Annotated in this window: 26 protein-coding genes and 1 pseudogene; 10 read left to right on the top strand and 17 right to left on the bottom strand. The window is 66.5% G+C overall.

Translation table 11 applies throughout. The features are described from left to right. Positions 1–37: 37 nt before the first annotated feature. The 6 genes from F753_RS30965 to F753_RS30940 all read left to right on the top strand — a co-directional run bounded on the left by F753_RS30965 (position 38) and on the right by F753_RS30940 (position 4749). Complete coding sequence (locus tag F753_RS30965) at positions 38–523, top strand: curli production assembly protein CsgB (RefSeq protein WP_023444525.1); 486 nt, start codon at positions 38–40, stop codon at positions 521–523. Between the two features lie 15 nt (positions 524–538). Continuing rightward, on the top strand, positions 539–1420 hold the full coding sequence (locus tag F753_RS30960; RefSeq protein ID WP_014821863.1) for a hypothetical protein: 882 nt from the start codon (positions 539–541) through the stop codon (positions 1418–1420). Positions 1421–1467: 47 nt separating this feature from the next. Then, positions 1468–1863 carry a hypothetical protein gene (locus F753_RS30955; RefSeq protein ID WP_014821864.1) on the top strand — a complete coding sequence of 132 codons (396 nt, stop codon included), beginning with the start codon at positions 1468–1470 and terminating at the stop codon, positions 1861–1863. Positions 1864–1997: 134 nt separating this feature from the next. After that, a complete protein-coding gene (locus tag F753_RS30950; RefSeq protein ID WP_014821865.1) occupies positions 1998–2603 on the top strand; it encodes an outer membrane beta-barrel protein in 606 nt (201 codons plus the stop codon). Between the two features lie 74 nt (positions 2604–2677). After that, positions 2678–3355: a response regulator gene (locus F753_RS30945; RefSeq protein ID WP_014821866.1), complete on the top strand. Its 678-nt coding sequence runs from the start codon at positions 2678–2680 to the stop codon at positions 3353–3355. After that, positions 3352–4749, top strand: a complete 1398-nt coding sequence (locus F753_RS30940) for an ATP-binding protein (RefSeq protein ID WP_023444524.1) — start codon at positions 3352–3354, stop codon at positions 4747–4749. Before F753_RS30945 ends, F753_RS30940 begins: the two co-directional genes overlap by 4 nt. Before the next feature lie 164 nt (positions 4750–4913). Here F753_RS30940 and tnpC read toward each other — a convergent pair whose 3' ends face one another. The 3 genes from tnpC to tnpA form a co-directional block, all read right to left on the bottom strand. Continuing rightward, positions 4914–6440, bottom strand: a complete 1527-nt coding sequence (tnpC, locus tag F753_RS30935; RefSeq protein ID WP_021702851.1) for an IS66 family transposase — start codon at positions 6438–6440, stop codon at positions 4914–4916. 61 nt (positions 6441–6501) lie between these two features. After that, positions 6502–6837, bottom strand: coding sequence for an IS66 family insertion sequence element accessory protein TnpB (tnpB, locus tag F753_RS49930; RefSeq protein WP_023444523.1), 336 nt, complete (start codon positions 6835–6837; stop codon positions 6502–6504). Continuing rightward, positions 6834–7151 (bottom strand): IS66-like element accessory protein TnpA, encoded by a 318-nt coding sequence (gene tnpA / locus F753_RS49495; RefSeq protein WP_021702849.1) that lies wholly within the window; start codon positions 7149–7151, stop codon positions 6834–6836. The genes tnpB and tnpA overlap by 4 nt, the downstream gene beginning before the upstream one ends. Before the next feature lie 99 nt (positions 7152–7250). Here tnpA and F753_RS49925 point away from each other — a divergent pair. Next, a pseudogene (locus tag F753_RS49925) lies at positions 7251–7580 on the top strand (ester cyclase); the annotation flags it as partial. Positions 7581–7589: 9 nt separating this feature from the next. Here F753_RS49925 and F753_RS30915 read toward each other — a convergent pair. The 10 genes from F753_RS30915 to F753_RS49810 all read right to left on the bottom strand — a co-directional run bounded on the left by F753_RS30915 (position 7590) and on the right by F753_RS49810 (position 15835). Next, entirely contained in the window at positions 7590–9239 is a 1650-nt protein-coding gene (locus F753_RS30915) for a complex I subunit 5 family protein (protein ID WP_023444521.1), read from the bottom strand. After that, positions 9236–10732, bottom strand: coding sequence for a complex I subunit 5 family protein (locus F753_RS30910; protein ID WP_023444520.1), 1497 nt, complete (start codon positions 10730–10732; stop codon positions 9236–9238). Before F753_RS30910 ends, F753_RS30915 begins: the two co-directional genes overlap by 4 nt. Next, complete coding sequence (locus F753_RS30905; RefSeq protein WP_023444519.1) at positions 10729–12153, bottom strand: complex I subunit 5 family protein; 1425 nt, start codon at positions 12151–12153, stop codon at positions 10729–10731. Before F753_RS30905 ends, F753_RS30910 begins: the two co-directional genes overlap by 4 nt. Then, complete coding sequence (locus F753_RS30900; protein WP_023444518.1) at positions 12150–12431, bottom strand: NADH-quinone oxidoreductase subunit K; 282 nt, start codon at positions 12429–12431, stop codon at positions 12150–12152. The genes F753_RS30905 and F753_RS30900 overlap by 4 nt, the downstream gene beginning before the upstream one ends. Beyond that, a complete protein-coding gene (locus F753_RS30895; RefSeq protein ID WP_023444517.1) occupies positions 12428–13336 on the bottom strand; it encodes a hydrogenase subunit MbhD domain-containing protein in 909 nt (302 codons plus the stop codon). Before F753_RS30895 ends, F753_RS30900 begins: the two co-directional genes overlap by 4 nt. Further along, positions 13329–13622, bottom strand: a complete 294-nt coding sequence (locus F753_RS30890) for a cation:proton antiporter (protein WP_014821872.1) — start codon at positions 13620–13622, stop codon at positions 13329–13331. The genes F753_RS30895 and F753_RS30890 overlap by 8 nt, the downstream gene beginning before the upstream one ends. Next, positions 13615–13866, bottom strand: a complete 252-nt coding sequence (locus tag F753_RS30885) for a monovalent cation/H+ antiporter complex subunit F (protein ID WP_003302945.1) — start codon at positions 13864–13866, stop codon at positions 13615–13617. Before F753_RS30885 ends, F753_RS30890 begins: the two co-directional genes overlap by 8 nt. Beyond that, positions 13866–14357, bottom strand: a complete 492-nt coding sequence (locus F753_RS30880) for a Na+/H+ antiporter subunit E (protein WP_023444516.1) — start codon at positions 14355–14357, stop codon at positions 13866–13868. The genes F753_RS30885 and F753_RS30880 overlap by 1 nt, the downstream gene beginning before the upstream one ends. A gap of 159 nt (positions 14358–14516) precedes the next feature. After that, on the bottom strand, positions 14517–15170 hold the full coding sequence (locus tag F753_RS49815) for a dienelactone hydrolase family protein (RefSeq protein WP_023444515.1): 654 nt from the start codon (positions 15168–15170) through the stop codon (positions 14517–14519). Further along, positions 15167–15835 (bottom strand): phosphoribosyltransferase, encoded by a 669-nt coding sequence (locus F753_RS49810; protein WP_023444514.1) that lies wholly within the window; start codon positions 15833–15835, stop codon positions 15167–15169. Before F753_RS49810 ends, F753_RS49815 begins: the two co-directional genes overlap by 4 nt. 262 nt (positions 15836–16097) lie before the next feature. Between F753_RS49810 and F753_RS30865 the strand changes: the two genes are divergently transcribed. From F753_RS30865 to F753_RS30855, 3 genes are all read left to right on the top strand, one after another. Further along, positions 16098–17183, top strand: coding sequence for an ABC transporter substrate-binding protein (locus F753_RS30865; RefSeq protein ID WP_023444513.1), 1086 nt, complete (start codon positions 16098–16100; stop codon positions 17181–17183). Next, positions 17170–19542, top strand: a complete 2373-nt coding sequence (locus F753_RS30860; protein ID WP_023444512.1) for a putative bifunctional diguanylate cyclase/phosphodiesterase — start codon at positions 17170–17172, stop codon at positions 19540–19542. Before F753_RS30865 ends, F753_RS30860 begins: the two co-directional genes overlap by 14 nt. A 127-nt stretch (positions 19543–19669) precedes the next feature. Then, on the top strand, positions 19670–20149 hold the full coding sequence (locus F753_RS30855) for a BCAM0308 family protein (protein ID WP_023444511.1): 480 nt from the start codon (positions 19670–19672) through the stop codon (positions 20147–20149). A gap of 16 nt (positions 20150–20165) precedes the next feature. Here the strand turns inward: F753_RS30855 and F753_RS30850 are convergent, their stop codons facing one another. From F753_RS30850 to F753_RS30835, 4 genes are all read right to left on the bottom strand, one after another. Continuing rightward, the gene (locus F753_RS30850) at positions 20166–20840 is read right to left on the bottom strand and encodes a DUF1028 domain-containing protein (protein WP_023444510.1); all 675 of its coding nucleotides are present in this window, start codon (positions 20838–20840) and stop codon (positions 20166–20168) included. Positions 20841–20907: 67 nt separating this feature from the next. Next, on the bottom strand, positions 20908–21246 hold the full coding sequence (locus F753_RS30845) for a c-type cytochrome (protein ID WP_023444509.1): 339 nt from the start codon (positions 21244–21246) through the stop codon (positions 20908–20910). 54 nt (positions 21247–21300) lie between these two features. After that, on the bottom strand, positions 21301–22569 hold the full coding sequence (locus F753_RS30840) for a PQQ-dependent sugar dehydrogenase (protein WP_023444508.1): 1269 nt from the start codon (positions 22567–22569) through the stop codon (positions 21301–21303). A gap of 152 nt (positions 22570–22721) precedes the next feature. Further along, positions 22722–23180 carry a YehS family protein gene (locus F753_RS30835; protein WP_023444507.1) on the bottom strand — a complete coding sequence of 153 codons (459 nt, stop codon included), beginning with the start codon at positions 23178–23180 and terminating at the stop codon, positions 22722–22724. Between the last annotated feature and the right edge of the window lie 4 nt (positions 23181–23184).

Raw genomic sequence — 23184 nt, 5'->3', positions numbered from 1 at the left:
TTCAAGAATCGCGACCACTGTCATCCGGTACATGCCAATGGCCCGTTACGCCCTGCCCCGCGCCACATCACTGTCTGCCCTGGTTGCCTGCTTGGCCTGCGCGCCGCTGATGGCCGCCGACCTGATGGACAACGGCGATCTATCGCCCCTCGGCACCAGCACCACCTCCCAGCTTGCGGTTCAGCTGACCGACGCCAAGGCCGCCTACATCCAGCAGCTGGGCCAGGGCAATCTCGCCGAGCTGACTCAGAACGGCCAGGCGTTGAGCGCGCAGATGCTGCAGCAGGGCGGCGACCAGGAAGCCTTCATTCTGCAGCACGGCGATAACCTGATGGCGGTCATCGAGCAGGTCGGCCAGGGCAACTACGCCGAAATCCGCCAGACCGGCAGCGACAACCAGGCCAGCATTAGCCAGTACGGCGCCTATAACGATGCGCGCATCGAGCAGACCGGCCAGGGCCTGCGCAGCGCGGTGACGCAATACGGCGTCGGCCAGCAGATCAATATCGTGCAGGGTCGCTAGCGATCAGGAGAGTTCATGTTCAAGCCTACGGCAATTGCCACCCTGCTCACCCTCGCCGCCACTCAGGCCATGGCGCAGAACAGCATCGAACTGGAGCAGGTCGGCACGGACAATGTCGCCGAGCTGCAACAGACCGGCCTGGTCGAGTCCAGCACCATGGATGTCAGCCAGATCGGCAACCTCAACACCGCCAGCATCACGCAGATCGGCGAGGCCTACTTCAAGGTCGCCAACCTGCAGCAGATCGGTAACGCCAATGTCGCCACCATCGAACAGACCGGACGTACCAGCACGGTCGATGCCAGCAGCATCGGCAACGGCAACCAGATCACCGGCAGCCAGACCGCCTTCGTCACGGCACAGATCGAGCAGCGCGGCGACGACAACGTGCTGACCTTCGACCAGCAGGGCTACTTCGAAGGGTCGCGGATGAACGTGTCCCAGGACGGTCTGGGCAACCTGGCCGACATCTACCAGGGCGACGGCAATCGCATGAACATCGCCCAGGCCGGCACCTACAACATCGCCGAGATTCAGCAGAACGACTACCACAACGAACTCGACTTCACCCAGAGCGGCGACAGCAACCGGCTGACGGTCGACCAGAACGGCTTCGGCGGCCGCATCAGTGGCTCGTCGACCGGCAGCGGTAACAGCGTCGACATCGCCCAGAGCTTCATGTCCAACCAGGCCACGGTGATCCAGAACGGCAACGACAACCTGGCGAGCATCGAACAGGGCAACTACGGTCATCAGGCCACCATCACCCAACTGGGCAGCGCCAACGAGGCGATGATCCGCCAGAGCCTGCCGGCCAATGACTTCACCCGCCTGCCCGGCGTCGCGACGATCCACCAGAGCGGCACCGGCAACAGCGCCACCATCGTCCAGCAGTAGCGCAACCACCCTCCAGCCACGGACGGGCTTCAACGGAAACAGAACGGATGCTGACCATGACCCTCACCACCTGGCTGCTCGCAGCCACCCCCGCCCCTGCCGATGCACCGGTAGCCGTCAGTTTCGAGCTGCAACCGGCCGAGCAAAGCCGGCTTTCGCTCGCCCTGTGCTTCAAGGGCAGCGGGCAGCAGGTCCGCTTTCGTCTGAAGGTGCGCTCCAGTGGCAGGGCCGGCAATGCCCAGACCGCGCAGAGCGGCACGCTGATCGCCACCCCGACGCAGCAATGCCCGCTGAACAACCGCCTCGGCATCGCTGACGACACCCGTGTCGAGGCCGAGCTGCAGTGGTGGATCGACGATGCCGAGCAGCCGCCGATCCTGCGCAGCTACCCGGACGACGACGCCGATGTGGACGACGAAAGCGAGCCGGAACAGATCGCGTGAAGGCCGAAAGCGGACCGACGGCGCACCAGGTGGCGCTCGTTCAGCGCAGGTTCAGCTGGGGTTCAGGCAGGGTTCAGTGACACCCGTTCAGGCTAGGGGCCGTCAGTATCCCGCTGCCTGAAAAGGAGTCACCGATGAAAAAACTCAGCACCCTGGCCCTGGCCACGTCCCTCGGCATCCTCAGCTTCGGCGCCCACGCCGCGGAGAACTTCGCCGGTCTCACCTGGGGCAAAACCACCGTCAATACCGATCGTTCCAGCGCCCTGAAGCAGAGCATGGGTGGCGAGAACCGTTTCGATGACACCATCAGGAACAGCGGCACCTGGGGTGTTCGCGCCGGCCAGATGACCGACGAGGGTCGTTACTACATGACCTACGAGAACGTCTCGGACGATTACGGCAGCACCTTCAAGCTGCGTCAGCAGAACCTTCTCGGCAGCTACGACCTGTTTCTCCCACTGGGTGACACCACCCGCCTGTTCGGCGGCGCCAGCGCCGGCCTGACCAAGCTGGAGAACGAGTCCAGGGGCTACAGCCGTGACAGCGACATCGGTTACCTGGTCGGCCTGCAGGCCGGTATCCTGCAGAAGCTCGGCGACAACACTTCGGTGGAAGCGGGCTACCGCTACCTGCGCAGCAACGCCGGTACCGAAGTATCCGAGCGCGGCGTCGGCAAGCTCGGCTCGATCGACCTGCACAGCAGCAAGCAGGCCTATCTGGGTCTGAACTATCACTTCTGATGGCGTTACGCTGACAGAACGTTGAACGACGGCCAGGGCGAGAACCTGGCCGTTTTTGCACGGGGAGCAAGCCAATGAAAGTGCTGGTGGTGGAAGACGAGGCGCTGCTGCGCCACCACTTGCAGACCCGACTCGGCGAAAGCGGGCATGTCGTCGACGCCGTGCCCAACGCCGAGGAAGCGCTGTTTCAGACCCACGAATTCAACCATGACCTGGCCGTCATCGATCTCGGCCTGCCGGGCATCAGCGGGCTGGACCTGATCCGCCAGCTGCGCAGCCGCGGCAAGAGCTTCCCCATTCTCATCCTTACCGCGCGCGGCAACTGGCAGGACAAGGTCGAAGGCCTGGCCGCAGGCGCCGACGACTACGTGGTCAAGCCGTTCCAGTTCGAGGAACTGGAAGCCCGGTTGAACGCTCTGCTGCGCCGTTCCAGCGGCTTCACCCAGGCCACCATCGAAGCCGGCCCGCTGCTGCTCGACCTCAATCGAAAGCAGGCCACGGCCAATGGCGCGCCGTTGGCGCTGACCGCCTACGAATACCGCATCCTCGAATACCTGATGCGTCATCAGCAGCAGGTGGTGGCCAAGGAGCGCCTGATGGAGCAGCTCTACAGCGGTGACGAGGAGCGCGATCCGAACGTGATCGAAGTGCTGGTCGGCCGGCTGCGGCGCAAGCTGGAGGCGCAGTGCGCGATGAAGCCCATCGAAACCGTGCGCGGCCTAGGCTACCTCTTCACCGAGCGCTGCCGATGAATCGACGCTGGCGCCGCCTGCAAGCGCGCGTGCGCCACCCACTGAGAGGTGCCATGTCGCTGCGCCTGCGGCTGATGCTCGGCGCCACAGGCCTCGCCGCGCTGTTCATGCTGGCCCTGCTGCCGGCGCTGCAGGGCGCCTTCAGCCTGACCTTCGAACGCGTCATCGAGCAACGCCTGGCCGCCGATGCCAGCACCCTGATCACTGCCGCCCATGTCGAAGACGGCCGGTTGCTGATGCCCGAGCGGATGCCGGACGAAGAATTCAACCTGCCCGACGCGCAGTTGCTCGGTTTCATCTACGACCGCCGCGGCGACCTGGTCTGGCATTCACGCTCGGCCGCCGACGAGCGCATCGACTACCGCCCGCGTTACGAGGGCCGCACCAGCGAATTTCTGCGCACCCGCGATGCGGCGGGACTTGAGTACTTCGTCTACGACGTCGAACTGCAGTTGGCCGGCAGCCGCGACAACGCCTTCAGTTTCGTCACCATGCAGCCCACCAGCGAATACCTGAGCCTGTTCGACGAGTTTCGCCGGCAGCTCTACCTGTGGCTCGGCAGCGGCCTGCTGGTGTTGCTGATCCTGCTATGGCTCGGCCTGACCTGGGGCTTTCGCACGCTGAAACGCGTCAGCGCCGAGCTCGATCAGGTCGAAGGAGGCCAGCGCCAGCACCTGAGCGACGACCACCCCCGGGAGCTGCTGCGCCTGACCCGCTCGCTCAACCGCCTGCTGGACAGCGAGCGGCGCCAGCGCGAGCAGTACCGCAACTCCCTGGGCGATCTGGCGCACAGCCTGAAGACGCCGCTCAGCGTGCTGCAGGGCGTCGGCGAAACCCTCGCCGCGCAGACGCAGAGCCGCGAGCAGGCGCAGGTGATGCAGGCGCAGATCGAACGCATGAGCCAGCAGATCGGCTACCAGCTGCAGCGCGCCAGCCTCGGCAAGAGCGGCCTGGTGCGACACCGGGTCGAACTGAAGCCATTGCTGATCAGCCTCTGCAGCACGCTGGACAAGGTCTACCGCGACAAACACGTGCAGATCGAGATGCAGCTCGTCGAGCCCTGCCTGGTGCCGATGGAACAGGGCGCGCTGATGGAGCTGCTCGGCAATCTGCTGGAGAACGCCTACCGCCTGTGCCTGCAGCAGGTGCGCATCAGCGCCAGCCATCACGAAGGCGATCTGCTGCTCGGCGTCGAGGACGACGGCCCGGGTGTGCCGGTCGGCCAGCGCGAGCGCATCATCCGCCGCGGCGAGCGCCTCGACGGCCAGCACCCCGGCCAGGGCATTGGCCTAGCGGTGGTCAAGGACATTCTCGACAGCTACGGTGGCGAGCTCAGTCTCGGCGAGTCGGCGCTCGGTGGCGCGGCTTTCCGCATCCGGCTGCAGGCCGACTGACCGAACGGCACTCCCGCACGGCCCTGGCCGCTGCTAGAGTTCGCTGCCGAGCTATCTGCAGCCCATTGGAGGGCGCCTGGCGCTGGCCGAGCACCTGCACAGCAAGGATTTTCTCTACAAGAGCTCCTTCATCGTAAGCGTCCGCTCAAGTCACCTTGCGTGACTCAGGTGGGTACCCACTGATGCGGCAGCAGTTGCTCGATCTCACTCGCCCGCTGCGTTGGCAGTCGTGTCAGCACGTCCTTGAGATAGGCATACGGATCATGCCCATTCATCCGCGCCGACTGGATCAGACTCATGATCGCTGCTGCCCGTTTACCGCTGCGCAGTGATCCGGCGAACAACCAGTTTGAGCGACCCAGCGCCCATGGCCGGATCTGGTTCTCGACCCAATTGTTGTCGATGGGCACGGCACCATCCTCGACGTAGCGAGTCAGTGCAGCCCAACGTTTGAGGCTGTAATCCAGGGCTTTGGCGATGGCCGAGCCCTCGGGCACGAGGTCGCGCTGGGCGAGCATCCAGGCATGCAGCGTGGCGAGGATGGGAGCCGTTTTTTCCTGCCGCATTCGCCAGCGCTCCTCATCGCTCAGGTCGCGCGCTTGCCGCTCGATTTCGTACAGGCCGGCTATTGAGTGCAGTGCCTGTTCGGCCAACTGGCTTTTGTTCGCCGCGTGAAGATCGAAGAACTTGCGGCGGGCGTGAGCCATGCAGCCGATTTCGGTGATGCCCTGCTCGAAGCTGGCCTTGTAGCCGGCGAAGTCGTCGCAGACCAGCTTGCCATTCCACTGACCCAGAAAAGTGCGCGCATGTTCGCCCGCACGACTGGGGCTGAAGTCGTACACCACCGCCCTGAGATCAGCAAAGGGGGTGGTGCTGTAGGCCCAGACGTAAGCCCGATGGGTTTTCTTCTCGCCTGGGGCGAGCATTTGCACCGGGGTTTCATCGGCGTGGATCACGCGCTGGGTCAACACGGTTTCGCGCAGCGCATCGACCAGCGGCTGAAGCTGCACACCGGTTTGCCCGACCCACTGCGCCAGTGTCGAGCGCGCGATGGCCAGGCCAGCCCGGCCAAAGATTTTCTCTTGCCGGTACAGCGGCAGGTGGTCGGCGAATTTGGCCACCATCACGTGAGCCAAGAGGCCGGCGGTGGGGATACCCTTGTCGATCACCTGGGCCGGCACGGGTGCCTGGATCAGCGTTTCGCACTGGCGACAGGCCCATTTGCCACGCACATGCTGCTCGACCGTGAACACACCCGGTGTGTAATCCAGCTTTTCGCTGACGTCTTCGCCGATGCGTTGCAGCTGGCAGCCGCAGGCGCACTGAGTGTTCTGCGGCTCGTGATGGATCACGGTGCGCGGAAATTGCGCGGGCAGCGCTGTACGCTTGGGTTGTTGGCGGGGCTCGGCTGGCGCAACCGGGGGATTGACGGCTTTCAACTCCGCCTCGATGGCGGCGATGTCAGTGTCGAGCAGGTCATCCAGCAGGCTGCCCTGGTCAGGGCTCAGCTGCTCGCTGCGCTTGGCAAACTTGTGCCGTTTGAACCAGGCAATTTCGTGGGTGAGCTGTTCGATAATGGTTTGATCGCGGTGGATCTTTTTGCCCATCGCGTCGACCTGCGTGAGCAACTGCGCGGCCAGTGCACGCAGCTGCTCAGGCGTCAATTGGGCGAGATTGGGCGAGGAAGTCATGCCGCTGATTGTGCCAGAGCAGGCGGTCAGCGCAGATACCCCGATGGACTAATGGCCGATGCTACAACACTGTGATCGTGCCGCCGGCACCGACCCGCTGCCAGGGCAGCCCCAGTACCAACGCCTGAAGTTGCTCGGCGTCGAGTTCGACTTCCGAGCCGTGCCGGATGCCAGGCCAGTGGAACTTGCCCTGGTTCAAGCGCCGCGCGGCCAGCCAGATACCGACACCGTCGTGCACCAGGACTTTCATCCGGTTGGCGCGGCGGTTGGCGAAGAGATAGGCGCAGTGCGGCTTCGCCGCACCGAACACCGCCACCACGCGAGCCAACGCGGTTTCAGTGCCAGCCCGCATGTCCATCGGCTCGGGGGCGAGCCAGATGGTATCGATGCGAATCACGGGGCGAGCCCACGGACAAAGCGGGCGCATCCATCAGGATCGGAGGCCGGCCATTTCACCGTGATCGATTGCTCGCCAAGCGCTAGCTCGATAATCACCGATGCTTCAGCCGACCGTTTCGGCGTAGCCCTCAATGGAACGAACGCCGGCAACGCCGCAGGCAGTTGATCTCGATAAAGCGGTAGCCACTTGCGAATGACGTTGGCGTTGATACCGTGGCGGATGGCCACGCTGGAGACGGTCGCACCGGGTTGCAGGCACTCCTGAACAACCTGGGCCTTGAACGGTTGGGGGTAAGAGCTTCGTTGGCGCATGGCAATACCGGCGATAAGGGCTATCGCGTCCGCTTAAAAATACGCGGACACCATCGCCCTTAATGCTGGGGTTCGGAAGGTGACTTGGCCGGACGCTTACCCTTCATCGGCCGGCCGCTCGCCAGCGCCGAGTTTCTCGACATGGTCCGGCAGATCCGCCACGCCATGCCGGAACTGGAAGTGGTGGTCGAGGAATGCATCGCCGAAGGCAACCGGGTGGTCACCTGGAGCACGCTGATCGGCACCATCGAGCAGCCGGCGTTCGGCTATCCGCCCAGCGACAAGGTGCTCAGCATTTCCGCCATGGCCTTCTGGAGCATCACCCCGACGCAGCAGGTGCAGGAGATCTGCACGATGTTCGACATGGAGAGCTTCCGCGCCCAGCTGGGCCTGGATACCCGGCCCTACGCAGAGAAAGCCCTGCCCTGATCCCATCGCTCACCACAGCCAGCCCAGCCACAACAGCGCCACCAGCAGCCAGGCGCTTAGGGTCAGGACGCCGCGTTCCCACTGCCGATTCCAGCGCCGTTCGCGCGCCCGCCAGCGGTTCCGCTCAAGCTGCACCCCGGGTACGGGCAGTGGCGGCTGGCGCAGCAGGCGGGTGAGGTACAGCGACGCCCAAATTGCCGGATTGGGCAACTGCGCCAGCCGCGACGGCACCCTCCAGCCACGGCGCAGCGCCAGCAGCGTCAGACCCAGAGCTGCCAGCAGCGGCCAGAGTGCCGACCACAGGCCCGCGGGATACACCCCAGCCAGCAGCGCTTCGCGCATGGTCGGCCAGAACCAGGGCACAAATAGCGACGCCATGCTGAGCAGCGCCCACGGCAACCACTGGCCGAGTGGCGCGCGTGTGCTGGCGTGCGGCTGATCGCGCCACATCAGCCAGAGCGCGCGCCAGAGCAGCAACGCGGTGGCGAAGCTGGCCAGGGTCAGCCAGGGCAACCAGGCGACGAAGGCGCTTTCATGCCAGGCCTCCTTCAGCAGGTACTTCACTGCCGCGCCGCTGGTGAACGGCGCGCCCATGATCGCCAGCGCCGGCAGCATCAGCAGCACCCAGCCCGGACGCGACAGCCGCCCTTCGTGGACCATCCCGGCGGCAAGGAACAGCGCGCCCTTGGCCAGCCCGTGATGCACGCCGAACAGCACCAGCACCGTCAGCAGCGCCGCAGACGGCGCCTCCGGGCTCCAGGCCAGTGCCAGGATCATCAGCATCCAGCCCATCTGGCTCACCGAGGACCAGGCCAGCACCGCCTTGGACTTGGCCGCGCACAGCCCCAGCGCAGCCGCATAGAGCGCGCCGAACAGGCCGGCGATCAGCAGCGGCGTGCTCCAGGCCGCCAGCGTCGGATCGCTCTCCGGCAGGCAGCGCCAGATCCCGAGAATGCCGGCCTTGAGCATCGCCCCGGAAAGTACCGCGCTGGCTGGCGCCGGTGCCTGCGGATGGGCCAGCGGCAGCCAGACGTGCAGCGGCCAGAAACCGGCCTTCAGGCCGAGCCCGAGCACCAGCAGGGCCAGGGTCAGGTGGTCGATCGGCTGCGCCTGCCAGGTGGCGAAGTCGAAGGCCTGTTCGGTGCTGTGGCTGCGCAGCAGCAGCCCGGCGAGCAGCAGCATCTCGCCGCAGATCGCCAGTTGCAGATAGAGCCGTCCGGCCCGCCGCGGTCCCGGTCCACCGCGCTGCACGATCAACCCGTAGGCCGCGAGGCTCATGGCGCTGAAGCCAAGGTAGAAGCTCAATGCGTCGGTGGCGATGATCAGCAGCAGGTTGCCGGCCAGCGCCAGTTGCCAGAACGCCCAGAAGCGCAGCCGCTTCCGATCGGTGGCCAGGCTGCTGTTGGCAAAGATCGCCGCACAACTCCAGAGCACGGCAGTAAAGCCCAGCCAGGTGCGGGTCAGCATATCGCTGGCACCCCAGCGCACGCCCTCCCAGAGCCACGGCAACTCCAACGCTGGCGGCGTTTGCAGCGCCGCCAGCAGCGCCGGCGCACAGGCCATCCACAGCCACGGCAAGCTGCGGTCGCGCAGCCACAACAGCAGAACGCCGCCGAGCAACGGTGCGAAAGGCACCAGCAACCAGAGCCAGGCGTTCATATGGCGAACTCCCGCTCGACGATCAACTGGCTCCAGCCCAGCGGGCTGAGCGCGGTGGCCGCCAGCAGGCCGACCAGCAGCGACAGCAGCGCCGTGAGCAGCGGCGGCAGCAACAGCATCCAGTGGGTTTCGAAACGCTCATCGGCCCAGCGGTTCTGGTGCCAGTCCGCCGGCTCGGCGAACCAGCCCCGCCACAGCAGCGGCAGGAAGTAGGCGGCGTTCAGCAGCGCCGAACCGAGCAACACCAGCAGCACCCAGTCCTGACCGACCTCCAGCGCGCCGAGGCCGAGCGTCCATTTGCTGATGAAGCCGGCAATCGGCGGAATGCCGATCATGCCCAGTGCGCCGATGGAGAACGCGGTCATGGTCCAGGGCATGCGCCGGCCGACGCCGTCCATCTCGCGGATACGGTGAATGCCCAGCGTCTCGGCGAAATTGCCCGCGCAATAGAACAGCGTGACCTTCATCAGCCCCTGATGGACCAGATGCACCAGGCCGCCGACCGCCGCGATCGGCCCGAGCAGCGCGACGCCGAGGGTCACGTAGGACACCTGGCTGATGGTCGAGTAGGCCAGGCGTTTCTTCAGCTCCTGCTGCTGCAGGGCGCGCAGCGAGCCATAGAGAATGGTCGCCGCCGCCAGCCAGAGCAGCGGCGTGGTGAGATCCAGTTGCGTCAGCGCCTCGGCGCCGAAGACGTCGTAGACCACCCGCACGATGCCGAAGGCCCCGGCCTTGACCACCGCCACCGCGTGCAGCAAGGCACTGACCGGCGCCGGGGCGACCATCGCCTGCGGCAGCCAGCCGTGCAGCGGAATCAGCGCGGCCTTCACGCCGAGGCCGAGAATCAGCAGGGCGAAGGCTACGCGCAGCCCGACATCATGCTCGCCGACCGCGTCCAGCAGGTAGCCGGCGGCCTGGAAATCCGGCGTACCGGCCAGGCTGTGCAGCAAGGCCACGCCCATCAGCACCAGCGACCCGCCACCGACGGTGTAGGCCAGATAGACACGCCCCGCGGCCAGCGACTCCGGCGTGCCGCGATGCACCACCAGCGGGAAGGTGGCGAGGGTCAGCAGTTCATAGAACAGCAGGAAGCTGACCAGATTGCCGGCCAGCGCCAGGCCCACCGTGGCGCTTACGCAGAGGCTGAAGTAGCCGAAGAAGCGCGAGCGCAGCGGCGAGTTTTCCAGATAGCCGATGGCATAGATCGTCGTCACCGCCCACAGCAGCGACGACAGCGCGACGAACAGCAGGGCCAGCGCATCGGCTTGCAGTACCAACGGCACGCCCGGCAACAGCGGCACGCTGAAACGGTACTCGCTGCCCTGGCTGACGCCATAGAGCATGCTGCCGACCAGCACCAGCTTGAGCGTCACGCCGAGCAGGTTGAGGGTCACGCGCAGGCGCTGCCGGTCCTCGCGCAGGCCGAAGATCACCAGGCCCGGCAGCAGCGAGCTGAGCACGATGCCCAGTGGCAGAAACGCATGCCAGCTCATCGCCCGAGCCCTCCCAGCCAGAGCAGCAGCGGCTCGCTGATAAGCGCGAGCCCCCAGACCAGCAGCGCCGGCAGCAACGCCAGCCACTGCGCCAGACGGTCGGCATGAATGCTCGGTGGATTCGGCCGGGCACGGTCGAATCCATGGGCGACGACGCGAAACACGTAGGCCGCCGACATCAGCGTGCCGAGCAATGCGCCCAAGGCCCAGGGCCAGTGCTGCGGCCGTTCGAACAGCGGCTGCAACAACAGCCACTTGGCCAGGAAACCGCCACTGGGCGGCAAACCGATCAGGCTGCCGCCGGCCACGGCGAACGCCGCCAGGGCGATCGGCACGTTCTGACTCGCGCCTTTCATGCCGCTCACCCGTTTGCTGCCGAGAATGCTCTGCAATTCGCCGGCCGCGAGGAACATCGAGACCTTGGCCAACCCGTGGGCCAGCACGAACAGCCACAGGGCCGCATGCAGGCGCGGTTCGTCCAGATGCAGCAACAGCCCCAGCGCCAGCAGCGCGTAGCCCAGCTGGGCGACCGTCGAGTAGGCCACCAGCGTCTTCAGTCGCGGCGCGCGCAGCGCCGACCAGCCGCCGCCGACCAGCGCCAGCACACCGGCGGCGCCGAACAGCAGGCCGGCGTCGCGGCCGAATTCAGCCGGGGCAATCTCGCTCCAGATCAGCCAGAGGATGTACAGCGGCCCCTTGACCACCAGCGCCGAGAGCAGCGCGCTGACCGCAGTCGGTGCCGCAGCGTGGGCCGGCGGCAACCACAGGTGCAGCGGCCACAGCGCGGCCTTGAGCATCAGCCCGAGAGTCATCAGCAGCAGCGCCAGATGGGTAACGCCATCAGCCTCAGTCAGTTGCGCCAGCACGGCCAGGTCGAGCACGCCGTAGCGCCCGTAGATCAGCGCCACACCGAGCAGGTAGGCCAGCGAGCCGGCCAGCGACAGCAGCAGGTAGTTCAGCGCCGGCTTCCAGGCCTTGCGCCCGGCCAGCGACACCAGCGCCACCGCGGCCAGGCTGAGCAACTCCAGCGTCACGTAGAGGTTGAACAGGTCCGCCGACAGCCACAGCGCGGCCAGTGCCGCGTGCAGCAGGCAGGACAATGGCCAGTAATCCTGATTCCCGGCGGCATGGGCGATGCGCGCCGCGTACAGCGCCACCAGCAGGTGCAGCCCGGACGTGAACACCAGCAGCAGCGCGGCCAGTGGGGTCAGGCGGAAACGGATCGCCAGCCCCGCCTCCCAGCCACCGACCAGCAGGCTGCGCTCGCCATGATCGAGCACCACCTGCAGCGCCATGATCGCCGCCAGGAGCGCGCCCAGGCTCAGCGCGATCACCCAGCGGCCGCTGCGTGCCGGGCGCAGCAGGATCAGCAGCAAGGCGCCGGCCAGGGGCAGCAGCAGGCTGACCAGGGCGGCGTTCATCGCTCGTGCTCCTTCGACGCGGCCAGCGCACTGCTCAGGCGCAACGCCAGCGCGGTCGCACTCACCGCCACCACCAGCCCGGTAACCACCAGCGCCACCAGCAGCGGATCGCTCGGGTCGTGACGCGCCGCCAGGGCGATCATCACCAGAAACACGCCGCTGCCCATCAGGTTGATGGCGATGATCCGTCGCAGCGCATGGCGCAATGTGAGCAACCCGTGCAGGCCGAGCAGCCAGAGGGCGAAGCCGACGGCGATCCAGAACAGCGTGACGCTCATGACTGCGGCTCCGGGTCGTCGCCGATCACCAGCAGGCTCAGGCTCGCGGCGATGGACAGCGTCGCCGCGGCCTCGATGACGACGATCAGCGGCTTGGCCCAGCCGGTCGGGTACTGCAGCCAGCCATCGCCAAACCAGGCGCAGGCTGCCGCCACCGCGACGAAAAGCAGCAGGCCGACCAGCACCAGCAGACGCAGCGGCCAGAAGCCCCAGCGCAACGCCGGCAACGCACCAGCCAGACGCAGCAGGACGATGCCGGAGGCCAGCAGCGCGCCGGCCTGGAAGGCACCGCCGGGCGAGGCGGCACCACGCCAGAGCACATAGCCGCCGGCCAGCACCAGCAGCGGCGCGAGTGTTCGGCCCCAGGCGCGCAGCATAGGCCAGGGCTCGCTCAGCTGCGGCTGCAGCGATCCGAGCTGCCGTGCACCGAGCAGGGCCAGGAGCAGGACGGCCAGCTCGAGCAAGGTGTCCCAGGCGCGGAAATTGAGCAGCACCGCCGTGACCGGATGCTCGACGCCGCTCTGCGCCAGCGCGGCATCGATCTGCGTCGGCACGCTCGGTTGCAGTTCGGCCAGCGGCGCTAGCTGCGGCAACACCATCAACAGGAGCGGCAGCACCACCGCCACCGCGGCCAGACGCCGGCGGCGCGACAGCTGCGGCTCGCTGCCGGCCCGTGGCTGACGCGCCAGCGCGGCGAACAGCAGCACACCGGTCAGCCCGGCGCCGATGGCGGCCTCGGCCAGCGCCAGGTCGGCCGCGCCCAGCCGCGCCCAGACCAGCGCCAGCACTAGCCCGAAAGCAATGAACAGCAACACGCCGGCATACAGCTGGCGCACATGCAGCGCGCCACCGGCCAGACCGAGCAGCAACAGGCCGAGGACCGCATCCAGCAGCCAGTCAGTCATCGCCGTCCTCCTCGTCGGATTGACGTGCCAGCAGCTGACAGGCGGTGGCGCCGGAGGCCAGCACCAGCAGCCAGATCAGCAGCATCTGCGCGACTTCCAGCACCCCGCCGGCGCGCAGCGAAAGGCCGGCGACCACCAGGCCGAGGCCGAGGGTGTCGGCCTTGGTCAGCGCGTGCAGGCGACTCAGGGTATCGGGAAAGCGCAGCAGACCGATGCTCCCGGCGGCGAAGAACCCCAGCCCACCGGCCAGCAGCAGCCAGCTGAAGAAGTCGAGCAGTTCACTCATGGCGGCTACGTCGCAGCAGCTGTACCAGCGCGGCGCTGATCATCGCCGCCAGCAGCGCCAGCACCAGCGCCGCATCGCGCAGTGCCGGCGCGCCCTGCCACTGCGCCAGCACCAGCAGCAGCGCCGTGCCGGTGGTGCCGAACAGCTGCACGGCAAGCAGCCGGTCGACCCGTCGCGGACCGAGCAGTACGCGCCACAGGCCGATGATCAGGGTCAGCAGCAGAAGTGCGCAGAACACTGCCATCAAGGCCGCCCCTCCGCGCCCAGCAGCCGCTCCAGGCGCAGTTCCAGTCCGGCCACGGTGGCTTGCCAGGGCAGGCGCTCATCCAGCACGTGCACACGCATCTCGTCGGCATCGACTCGCGACGCCAGGGTCCCGGGCAACAGCCCGACCATCGCCGAGAGCAACAGGCGCACCCGCGGCGACTGGATGGTGAGCGGATAGGGATGCCACGCCGGCTGCAGCGGACAGCCTGGCTGCAGCGCACGCCGCGCCACATCCCAGCCACCGAGCAGCATGTGCTTGAGAAAGAAGCCGAGAAACGCCGGCAGCGCCGCCAGGCGCATGGCCATCGGGCGCAGGCCGAGCCAGAGGCTCAGCGCGACGGCCAGGGTGATCGTCGGCACACCCAGCACCCAGCCCTGTCCGGCAGCGAACAGCGCCCAGAGTGCGGTATAGAGCAGTGACCAGAAGAGTGCGTCGGTGGCCCCGCGACGCCATGCGGCCTGTGTCATCACAACCTCCTTGGCATTCCGATCTTTGTTACAAGTCGAGGCCAAGAGTTCGCCGCTGTCCACCAAACACCGCGAAGAGCCTTGTATCAGCAGATTGCCGTTCGGCCTGGCCAGCGGCGCTGCACCGCCTGTTTCTCCCAGCTGCGGCCCGCGGCAGGATCAGCACAGGTGTCTCAGGAACCAGTCGCCGGCCAGCCGCGCCACCTCCTCCAGCGTGCCGTGCTCCTCGAACAGGTGCGTCGCCCCCGGTACCACCACCAGCTGATGCACGCACTGCAGACGGGCAGCAGCGGCACGGTTGAGTTCCAGCACCTCGAGGTCGCCGCTGCCGACGAGGAACAGCGAAGCCGCCTTGACCCGCGCCAGCGATAGATCCGCCAGGTCGACCCGGCCGCCACGGGAAACCACCGCGGCGATGTCCGCCGGCCGCGAGGCGGCGGTGGTCAGCGCCGCGGCGGCGCCGGTGCTGCTGCCGAACAGGCCGATGCGCAGATCGTGCAAGCGCGCATCGCTGCTCAGCTGGTCGACCACGCCGCTGAGGCGCTGGCTGAGCAGCGGGATGTCGAAGCGCAGCTGCCGGGTGATCTCGTCGATGGGCTGCTCGTGCTTGGTGAGCAGATCGAAGAGCAGGGTCGCCAGTCCCATTTCGTTGAAGCAATGCGCCACGCTGCGGTTGCGCGGGCTGTGCCGGCTGCTGCCGCTGCCGTGGACGAACACCACCAGGCCGGTGGCCGCGGGCGGCAGGCACAGCTCGCCATGCAGGCGTGCCTTGCCGAGCGTGAAGCGCATGGGTGTCGCCGCAAGCGCGGTCATGCCGCCTGCCCTCCCTGGGTCCACGCGCGCTGTAGCAGCTCCACCACCTGGCGGTCGGGGGTCTGCTCGAAATGCTCGTACCAGCGACCGATGGCATACAGGTCATGGGGTACATGCAGGCAAACGACGCGATCCGCCAGTTTTTCCAGCTGCGCGATGCTCTGCGCAGCCGCCACCGGCACCGCAACGGTGATGCACGTCGCGCCCAGGTGGCGCACCGCCTGCACCGCGGCGCGCATGGTCGCGCCGGTCGCCAGCCCGTCGTCCACCAGGATCACGGCACGCCCGGCGATGAGCGGCGGCGGTCGTTCACCGCGATAGGCCTGCTCGCGCCGCTGCAACTCATGGGTTTCCTGGGCGATGGTGCCGGCGATCTCGGCCCTGGAGACGTGGATGTACTGCACGATATCGTCGTTCATCACACGCACGCCGCCGCTGGCGATGGCGCCCATGGCCAGTTCGCGATTGCCCGGCGTGCCGAGTTTGCGCACAACCAGAATGTCAAGCTCGAGGCCCAGCCGCTGTGCCACCTCGAATGCCACCGGCACACCGCCGCGCGGTAGCGCCAGGACCAGGGCGTCGCGCCAGTCGGCATCCTGCACCAGGCGCTCGGCCAGCGCCTCACCTGCCTGGACTCGATCGTAGAAGGGGATCTTGAAGGTCATGGCAGGCTCCTCGGTTTGGCACGGGCTGTATTGGAGTCTGGCTCAAGAATCGAGTGCCGGTACGCCATCTGCGACGAACAACCCGTCTGGCTGACCGGCTTCGAGGGCCACCGATCGGAACGGACGCGGACAAGGTTACAAATTCATTGCCGCCGACTCTATGACGCCATTAAAGTGCCATCATCGGTTGCCGATAACTTGGGTAGACCCGTCGAATGCGCTGCCACTGCCACGGCGGCCAAATGCCTGGGATGGATGATCAATGACCGAGAAGAACAACAAACCGGCGCCATGGCGTATGCGCAGCACCCTGCTGATGACGGTCAGCCTGCTGTTTCCCTCAACTCCCGTGCACGCGGCCGAACACCTGACGCTGCTAACCTGGGAGGAATACCTCAGCGAAGCGGTGATCGAACGCTGGCAAGCCGAAACCGGGGTCGAGATCAGGCAGATCTACTTCGATAGCGGCGACAAGCGCGACGAAGTCCTCGCCAAGCCCGAGCATCAGATCGATATCGCCCTGACGGAGCTGATCAGCGCCTCGCGCTTTGGCGCCCGCGGCCTGCTGGACCCGATCGACGACAAGCAGCTGCCGACGCTGCGTCATGTCCCGCAACGCTGGCGCAACAGCTGCGGGCGCTACGGCGTGCCCTACCTGTGGGGCACGCTCGGCATCGCCTATCGCAGCGACCGCCTGGAAAGCGCGCCACGATCCTGGAAGGACCTGCTGCAACCGGCTCGCGCCGACGAGCCACACATCATCATGATGGAGGACCACGAGGACATCCTCGCCAGTCCGCTGATCCTGCAGAACCATTCGATCAACACCTCGAACAACGACGAACTCAAGGCCGCCTTCGATCTGCTCATGGCCCAGTCCAGCGCCGTGCTGACCTACGAGTACGTGATCACTTCACTGCGCAGCCAGCGCTACCTCGACCAGGCCGACATGGCCCTGGCCTACAGCGGCGACCAGCAGGTGCTCAACGAAGTCGAAGGGGTCGACGGCGAGCCCTGGCGCTACGTAGTGCCCGAAGAGGGCACGCTGCTCTGGGTCGATTGCCTGTCGATACCGACCGGCACCGCGAAGAAGGCGCTGGCGCGGCGCTTCCTCGACTTCCTCCAGCAGCCGGAAATCGCCGCCCTGAATGCCGCCGATCTGGGCGTCGCCACACCGAACGCTGCGGCGCGGGCACTGCTGCCGGCGGATATCCGCGCGGATTCGACCATCTACCCGGCGGAAGCGGTACTGGAGAGAAGCCAGGTCTACGAGACGCGACCGCTGGAGGGCACGCAGACGCGGCGGCGCATCATCAGTGCACTGATCAACGCCCATGACGCTAGGTAAACGCACGCTGCTGGTGATCTTTCCGGTCATTCTGATCATCCAGCTGGTTGCCTCGACCACCGCCTACCTGACCCAGCGCGCCTCGCTGCTGGGGCTGGAGCAGGCGCGCCTGGAGCAGCAGCTCTCGGCGCTGACCTCCGCCTACCTGGACTATGAGGCGTTCAATCGCAGCGTGCTCTACTCGATCATGGATAGCGAGGCGCTGCTGCTGTTCCTGCGCGAGTCGGACACCGACTTTCGCAACGACACCCTCGGGCTGCGCATCCAGCAGAGCATCCGCTCGCTATCCAATACCGAGCTGACCTTCGTTTCCCTCGCCGTCGTGCAGCCCGATGGCAGGCCGGCCTACTACTTCGAAAGCAGCCTGTCGCCATTCGCCTCGATGAATGCGAGCCAGCAGCGTATCGTCAGCGAAGCCAGACGGTCTTCGGCATCCGGCAACACCCTCTACGTCGAGCAGGCCAATGACGACCCGCTGCTGATGAACACCGACTTCATCCTGCCGGCCTCCAGCAGCCGGCCACTGCCAAGCCAGCGCGCCGAGGCCTTCGCCATTCAGCTGGCGGTGCGCCCGGAGCGCTTCCTCAAGCTCAAGCGCAGCCTGGAAAGCGAATACGGTGCGCCTGTCGAAATCTCCGACGAGCCGTTGCCGGCGGTCGCCGGGTTGTCCGCCGGGGTTTCGCTGTCGCGTTCGCTGCATGCTCGGCTGACACCGGCGTCGCACTACACCGCCGAGCGCCTGCAGACCCTGGGGCTCGCCTTCATCGCCGGCGGCGCGCTTATTTGCCTGATCTCCATCGGCCTGCTGCTGTGGCTGATCCGCCGTTCCATTACCGGCCCCATCAGCCAGCTGGACGACCAGCTCACCGACCTGCTGCTGTGCAAGCGCGACGCGCTCGACGAGCCGACCGATGGCGGCGAGATCGGCCGGCTGACGGTGAACATGAAGACCCTGCACGACCGCAACACCGAGGCGCTGCAACGCATCCGCGAAATATCCTGGGAGGACAGCCTGACCCAGGTCAGCAACCGGGCGCACTTCGGCGTGCTGGCCAATGCCATGTACGAGCAGTGCATGCGCAAGCACAAGCGGCTGGCGCTGCTGTTTCTCGATCTGGACAACTTCAAGCAGGTCAACGACCAGCACGGCCACGATGCCGGCGACGCTCTGCTGCGAATCTTCGCCCAGCGTGCCCGCGGCGTGCTCGAACGTCATCGCACCGACTACCCGCAGACGGAAACGGCCCTGGCGCGCCTGTCCGGCGACGAGTTCGCCATCCTGCTGCTGAGCGAAACCGGCGACGGCGGCCTCCAGCAATTGTGCGACGCGCTGCTCGGCCTCTGCCGCGGCGGGTTTCGTCTGGAGGATCGCCTGTATCCGGTCAGCGTCAGCATCGGCACCGCCTGCTACCCGGAAGATGCGGACTCGATCACCCAGCTGCTCACCCGCGCCGACACCGCCATGTACCAGGCCAAGGCCGAGGGCAAGAACACCGCGGTGGCCTTCAGCGGCGAGCTGGAGCGACGCAACGAGCGAATCCGCCTGATCGAAGACCAGCTGCGCGAGCTCGACGGCGACGACCAGCTGCGGCTGGTCTACATGCCGGCGCTGGATCGCGAAGGCGCAGTGGTCAGTTGCGAAGTGCTGCTGCGCTGGCATTCACCAATCCTCGGGACGGTTTCGCCCGGCGAGTTCATCCCCATCGCCGAACGCGCCGGGCTGTTCCGGAAGATCGACAGCTGGGTCATCGATCATGCCCTGGCGGAGTACCCGAAGCTGGTGCAGCTGTTCGGCGAAGGCGTGCTGCTGGCGATCAACGTGTCCTCCGCGCAGCTCAACGACGACCGCATCTGCCGCTATCTGGTCGAGCGCGCCGCCCATCACGGCGTCGAGCCGGGCAGGATCGAGATCGAGCTGACCGAAACCTACGCCGCCGAGCTGTGCAAGAACACCATGGAAGTGGTCCAGGCGATTCGCCGCGCAGGCTTTCGCGTGGCCATCGACGATTTCGGCGTCGGCTATACCTCGATCCAGCAGCTGCTCGAGTACCCCGCCGACACCATCAAGCTGGACATGGCGATTATCACCCGGCTGACCCGCCCGGAGATGCAGCAGAGCCTGAGCGCCCTCATCGCCTTCTGCCACGCCCAGGGCAAGCGCGTGAATGCCGAGGGCGTCGACAACATGGAAAAGCAGTCGGCACTGCTGCAGGCCGGCTGCGACCTGTTCCAGGGCTACCTGATCTCGCCGCCGCGCTCGCTGGCGGCACTGGAGGACTGGATGGCGGTACGCAACCGCGCCCAGGGCGCGCTGCGTCTGGAACAGCTGACGCAGCGCGTCGAAGCGCAACCCTTTTGAGCGCGCCGCGTGTGCACTTGCGCGACCGATCATCGCAACCGGCAATCGTCGCGTGCCAGCAGGCGGAAGAGCCCTGCAGCCTGATCTACGCTGCAAAGGCACCCTCCCAATCATTGAGGCCTTCGCCATGGACAAAACGCGCGACAAGCTTCTGCAACCCGAACACCATGACCCCTACCTCAAGGCCTGGCATCAGCGCAGCGACACCCTCTGCCCACAATGCGGCGCCGCCTACCAGGCCGGACGCTGGAGCTGGCACGGCCTGATCGATGCGAGCAACGCAGAGGAAGCGATCTGCCCGGCCTGCCAGCGCATCGCCGAAGACGTATCGGCCGGCACCATCAGGCTGCGCGGCGCCTTCGTCAAAGCGCACGCCGACGAGCTCAGCGGGCTGATCCGCAACACCGAGGAAAAGGAAAAGGCCGAGCACCCGCTCGAGCGCCTGATGGCCATCAGCGACGAGCCCGACGGGTTGCGCGTGACAACCACCGGCCTGCACCTGGCGCGGCGCATTGGCCACGCGCTGGAGGCCGCCTACGACGGCGATCTGAAGATCCACTACGACGGTGAAGAGTATTACGTCGACGTGCTCTGGCAGCGCGACTGAGCCAGCAGACCGCAGTTCAGATGGTCTCCTCGCCGGCTGCCCCGGCAGGATTGGCGCGCGTCGACATGGCGAGGATTTCCGGCACCACGTCGCGCACGAACACATCGTGCAGCCGGCGCAGCTCGGCGAACGGGTCGGGATGATGGTCGACACGGATATCCCACAGCGGGTATTCCTCGTTATCGACCACATACACCGTTGCCGATGACTCGCCATGGCGATCGCCGCCCTGGGCATCGCCGGCGGCGATCGCCTCCATCAAACGCTCCACCAGCGGCAGGTGTGCGCTGCGCTCATAGGCTTCGCAGGCGGCCTCCAGCACCTCGCGCCCCTTGAGCCGGTTACCCTGCACACAGAACTGCTCGCCGGCGATCGAGCCGGCCCAGGGCAGGCACTTCTCCCCGGTCCAGCAGGCCGTGCGGCCCTTGCTGTCGATCACCGCGCACTGGCGCAGCTCCATACAGGGGTCGGTGCGCTGCAGCCGCTCCAGCACCTCCGCCGCCGGGCTGAACTGGCGCAGGAAGCGCAGGCCATCAATACCGAGGTACGGATTGATCTGTGCCTGGGTCGCCACCGCCCCGACATGGGCCGCCGCGTGGGTCAACAACTTGCCCACCGCGGGCATCGCCGTGGCCGCGGCCACGCCGAACTGACCGGTGCGCGGGCAGCGGGCGATGATGGAAAAGGTCATGGGTGTGCTCTCTGGATTCGTCAGGGCTTAGGCCCGGGCCGAGCGGCAAATGTTCAGAGCGGGCGGCTCACTCCGGCAATTCGACACTGACCTTGATCGCCGAATACCAGGCCGTGACCGCGGCGATATCCTCGTCGCTCAGTCCGGAGGCGATGACGCTCATCTGCGGATGCTTGCGCTCACCGGAGCGGAAGGCCTGCAGCTGGCGCGCCAGGTACAGCTCGCCGTTGCCGGCCAGGTTCGGTGCATCGGCGACCGTGGCGATGCCATCGATGCCGTGGCACGCGGCGCACATCTTGGCCTTGGCCTTGGCAGCGGTCAGATCGGCCGCCAGCGCCGGAAGGCAGGCGCTGCCCACCAGCAATGCCAGCACCAGGGACAGCCACCGCTTGAGATCCATCGACATGCAGAAATCCTCGAATGGCGCCGGCTACCGCGAACGGCAGCCCGGCGCAGCGGCTCAGTTGCCCTGGTAGGAGATGCGGTAGATGGCCCCGGCGGTGTCGTCGCTGACCAGCAGCGAGCCGTCCTTGAGCTGCGCGACATCGACGATGCGGCCGTAGTACTCGCCGGTTTCCTCATCCAGCCAGCCTTCGGCGAAGGGCACCGTATCGCCGGACGGACCGCTGCCATCGGCCTCGAACGGCGTGAACATCACCCGCGCACCAGCCGGCACGGTGCGGTTCCAGCTGCCGCGCTGGGCGCTGAACAGCCCGCCGCGGTACTGCTCGGGAAACTGCTTGCCGGTATAGAACATGAGGCCCATGTCGGCGGCGTGGGCGGTAGTTTCCACCACCGGCGGGGTCAGGCCATCCGGCGGGGTCTCGTCGGCATATTCGTTGGTGCGCACCTGACCACCGCCATACCAGGGCATGCCGAAGCGCATGCCTGCCCTTGGCGCATGGTTGATTTCGCCCGGCGGCGTATCGTCGCCCATGCCGTCGACCTGGTTGTCGGTAAACCACAGCTCCGTGCTGGTCGGGTTATAGGTGATGCCCACGGAGTTGCGCACACCGGTGGCATAGACCTCGCGCTTGCTGCCGTCGCGCTCCATGCGCACGATGCCGCCGATGCCGTGCTTGGCGTACAGGTCGAGCTTGTCCTTGGGTGGCACGTTGTGCGGCTGGCCGAGGGAGATGGTGAGCTTGTTGTCCGGGCCCACGGCACAGACCCGCGCGCCGTGGTTGTAGCTCTCCTCGTCCTTGGGGATCAGCTCGCCGGTCGGGACCACGATGTCCGCCGCCACGTCCGGCCCCTCATAGAAGAATTCAGCGGCCGGGAACACCAGCACGCGGTTGTGCTCGGCGACGAAGAGGAAGCCGTCCGGGCTGAAGCAGGGGCCGGGCTGGGTGAAGGAAATCGCCGGAGCGAAGCGCTTCACTTCATCGGCCGTGCGGTTCTTGGTGCGGTCGGTGACCGTCCACAGATCGGTCTTGCGGGTGCCGACGAACACGACCCCGCTGGAAGGCCCAACCGCCATATGACGGGCATCCGGAACTATGGCGTAGAGATCAATGCGAAAACCCTCCGGCAGCTTGATGCGCTTGAGGTTGTCGCGGATGGCGTCGGCGGTGGGTCCATCCTGGGGGATGGTCTTCATGTCAAGCGACTGGCCGGTGGTCTTCATCGAGCGCATGCGCTCCAGTGCTTCATCACTGGTCGGTGCCGCAATCGCAGCGGCACAGCTCATCGCGAGCAAGGCGCTCAGGGTCAGGCAGGGAATCTTCATGGCACGCACCTCAGGGCACCGCCGCGTGGGGCGGTCATCTTGTTGTTATGGCGTTCCCGGCGACGAGCTGCGCACCGGGCATGCGGCTAGCTGCCTGCTTCAGCGTAGCGGCCGCCTGGCCATTTACCACTTGAGGTGCCGTGCGGTGTGGATCAACCCTGGCGCAGCGAAAGGCCCTTGAGGAAATTGCGCAGCAGCTGATCGCCGCAGGCGCGGTAGTTGCTGTGGCCGGGCTTGCGGAACAGTGCGCCGAGTTCGGATTTCGACAGCTGCAGGTCGGCGGCATGCAGGATCGCCTGCAGGTCTTCGTCGCGCAGTTCGAAGGCCACCCGCAGCTTTTTCAGGGTCTGGTTGTTGCTGACCGGCAGCTCCAGCGGCGGTGCCGGACGGCTTTCGTCCTTGCCGCGCTTGAAGTAGATCAGCCCGTCGAGAAAACGCGCCATCGCCTCGTCGGGGCATTCCTGATAGCCGTCCTCGTCCTCGCGGCTGAGCCAGGCGCGAACCTCGGCCTCGTCAACCGTGCAGCCACCCAGGGCGGCAATTTCAGCCATCTGTGCATCACTGGCCTTGAGGGTGTAGCGCAGGCTGCGCAGGACGTCGTTATTGAGCATGTTC

It is taken from the genome of Stutzerimonas chloritidismutans AW-1, assembly GCF_000495915.1.
Taxonomy (GTDB): Bacteria; Pseudomonadota; Gammaproteobacteria; order Pseudomonadales; family Pseudomonadaceae; genus Stutzerimonas; species Stutzerimonas chloritidismutans.
Note: the sequence above shows the minus strand (reverse complement) of the source record. Positions and strands in the feature narration are given on the sequence as shown.

Excerpts from the sequence above, each read along its gene's own strand:
- F753_RS30905 (WP_023444519.1), bottom strand. The coding sequence starts at position 12,153 with ATGAACGCCGCCCTGGTCAGCCTGCTGCTGCCCCTGGCCGGCGCCTTG.
- tnpC (WP_021702851.1), bottom strand. The coding sequence starts at position 6,440 with ATGACTTCCTCGCCCAATCTCGCCCAATTGACGCCTGAGCAGCTGCGT.
- F753_RS30880 (WP_023444516.1), bottom strand. The coding sequence starts at position 14,357 with ATGACACAGGCCGCATGGCGTCGCGGGGCCACCGACGCACTCTTCTGG.
- F753_RS30940 (WP_023444524.1), top strand. The coding sequence starts at position 3,352 with ATGAATCGACGCTGGCGCCGCCTGCAAGCGCGCGTGCGCCACCCACTG.
- F753_RS49810 (WP_023444514.1), bottom strand. The coding sequence starts at position 15,835 with ATGACCTTCAAGATCCCCTTCTACGATCGAGTCCAGGCAGGTGAGGCG.
- F753_RS30840 (WP_023444508.1), bottom strand. The coding sequence starts at position 22,569 with ATGAAGATTCCCTGCCTGACCCTGAGCGCCTTGCTCGCGATGAGCTGT.
- F753_RS30865 (WP_023444513.1), top strand. The coding sequence starts at position 16,098 with ATGACCGAGAAGAACAACAAACCGGCGCCATGGCGTATGCGCAGCACC.
- F753_RS30885 (WP_003302945.1), bottom strand. The coding sequence starts at position 13,866 with ATGGCAGTGTTCTGCGCACTTCTGCTGCTGACCCTGATCATCGGCCTG.
- F753_RS30835 (WP_023444507.1), bottom strand. The coding sequence starts at position 23,180 with ATGCTCAATAACGACGTCCTGCGCAGCCTGCGCTACACCCTCAAGGCC.
- F753_RS30960 (WP_014821863.1), top strand. The coding sequence starts at position 539 with ATGTTCAAGCCTACGGCAATTGCCACCCTGCTCACCCTCGCCGCCACT.
- F753_RS30845 (WP_023444509.1), bottom strand. The coding sequence starts at position 21,246 with ATGTCGATGGATCTCAAGCGGTGGCTGTCCCTGGTGCTGGCATTGCTG.
- F753_RS30890 (WP_014821872.1), bottom strand. The coding sequence starts at position 13,622 with ATGAGTGAACTGCTCGACTTCTTCAGCTGGCTGCTGCTGGCCGGTGGG.
- F753_RS30850 (WP_023444510.1), bottom strand. The coding sequence starts at position 20,840 with ATGACCTTTTCCATCATCGCCCGCTGCCCGCGCACCGGTCAGTTCGGC.
- F753_RS30855 (WP_023444511.1), top strand. The coding sequence starts at position 19,670 with ATGGACAAAACGCGCGACAAGCTTCTGCAACCCGAACACCATGACCCC.
- F753_RS30860 (WP_023444512.1), top strand. The coding sequence starts at position 17,170 with ATGACGCTAGGTAAACGCACGCTGCTGGTGATCTTTCCGGTCATTCTG.
- F753_RS30965 (WP_023444525.1), top strand. The coding sequence starts at position 38 with ATGGCCCGTTACGCCCTGCCCCGCGCCACATCACTGTCTGCCCTGGTT.
- F753_RS49815 (WP_023444515.1), bottom strand. The coding sequence starts at position 15,170 with ATGACCGCGCTTGCGGCGACACCCATGCGCTTCACGCTCGGCAAGGCA.
- F753_RS30950 (WP_014821865.1), top strand. The coding sequence starts at position 1,998 with ATGAAAAAACTCAGCACCCTGGCCCTGGCCACGTCCCTCGGCATCCTC.
- F753_RS30900 (WP_023444518.1), bottom strand. The coding sequence starts at position 12,431 with ATGAGCGTCACGCTGTTCTGGATCGCCGTCGGCTTCGCCCTCTGGCTG.
- tnpA (WP_021702849.1), bottom strand. The coding sequence starts at position 7,151 with ATGCGCCAACGAAGCTCTTACCCCCAACCGTTCAAGGCCCAGGTTGTT.
- F753_RS30955 (WP_014821864.1), top strand. The coding sequence starts at position 1,468 with ATGCTGACCATGACCCTCACCACCTGGCTGCTCGCAGCCACCCCCGCC.
- F753_RS30895 (WP_023444517.1), bottom strand. The coding sequence starts at position 13,336 with ATGACTGACTGGCTGCTGGATGCGGTCCTCGGCCTGTTGCTGCTCGGT.
- F753_RS30910 (WP_023444520.1), bottom strand. The coding sequence starts at position 10,732 with ATGAGCTGGCATGCGTTTCTGCCACTGGGCATCGTGCTCAGCTCGCTG.
- F753_RS30915 (WP_023444521.1), bottom strand. The coding sequence starts at position 9,239 with ATGAACGCCTGGCTCTGGTTGCTGGTGCCTTTCGCACCGTTGCTCGGC.
- F753_RS30945 (WP_014821866.1), top strand. The coding sequence starts at position 2,678 with ATGAAAGTGCTGGTGGTGGAAGACGAGGCGCTGCTGCGCCACCACTTG.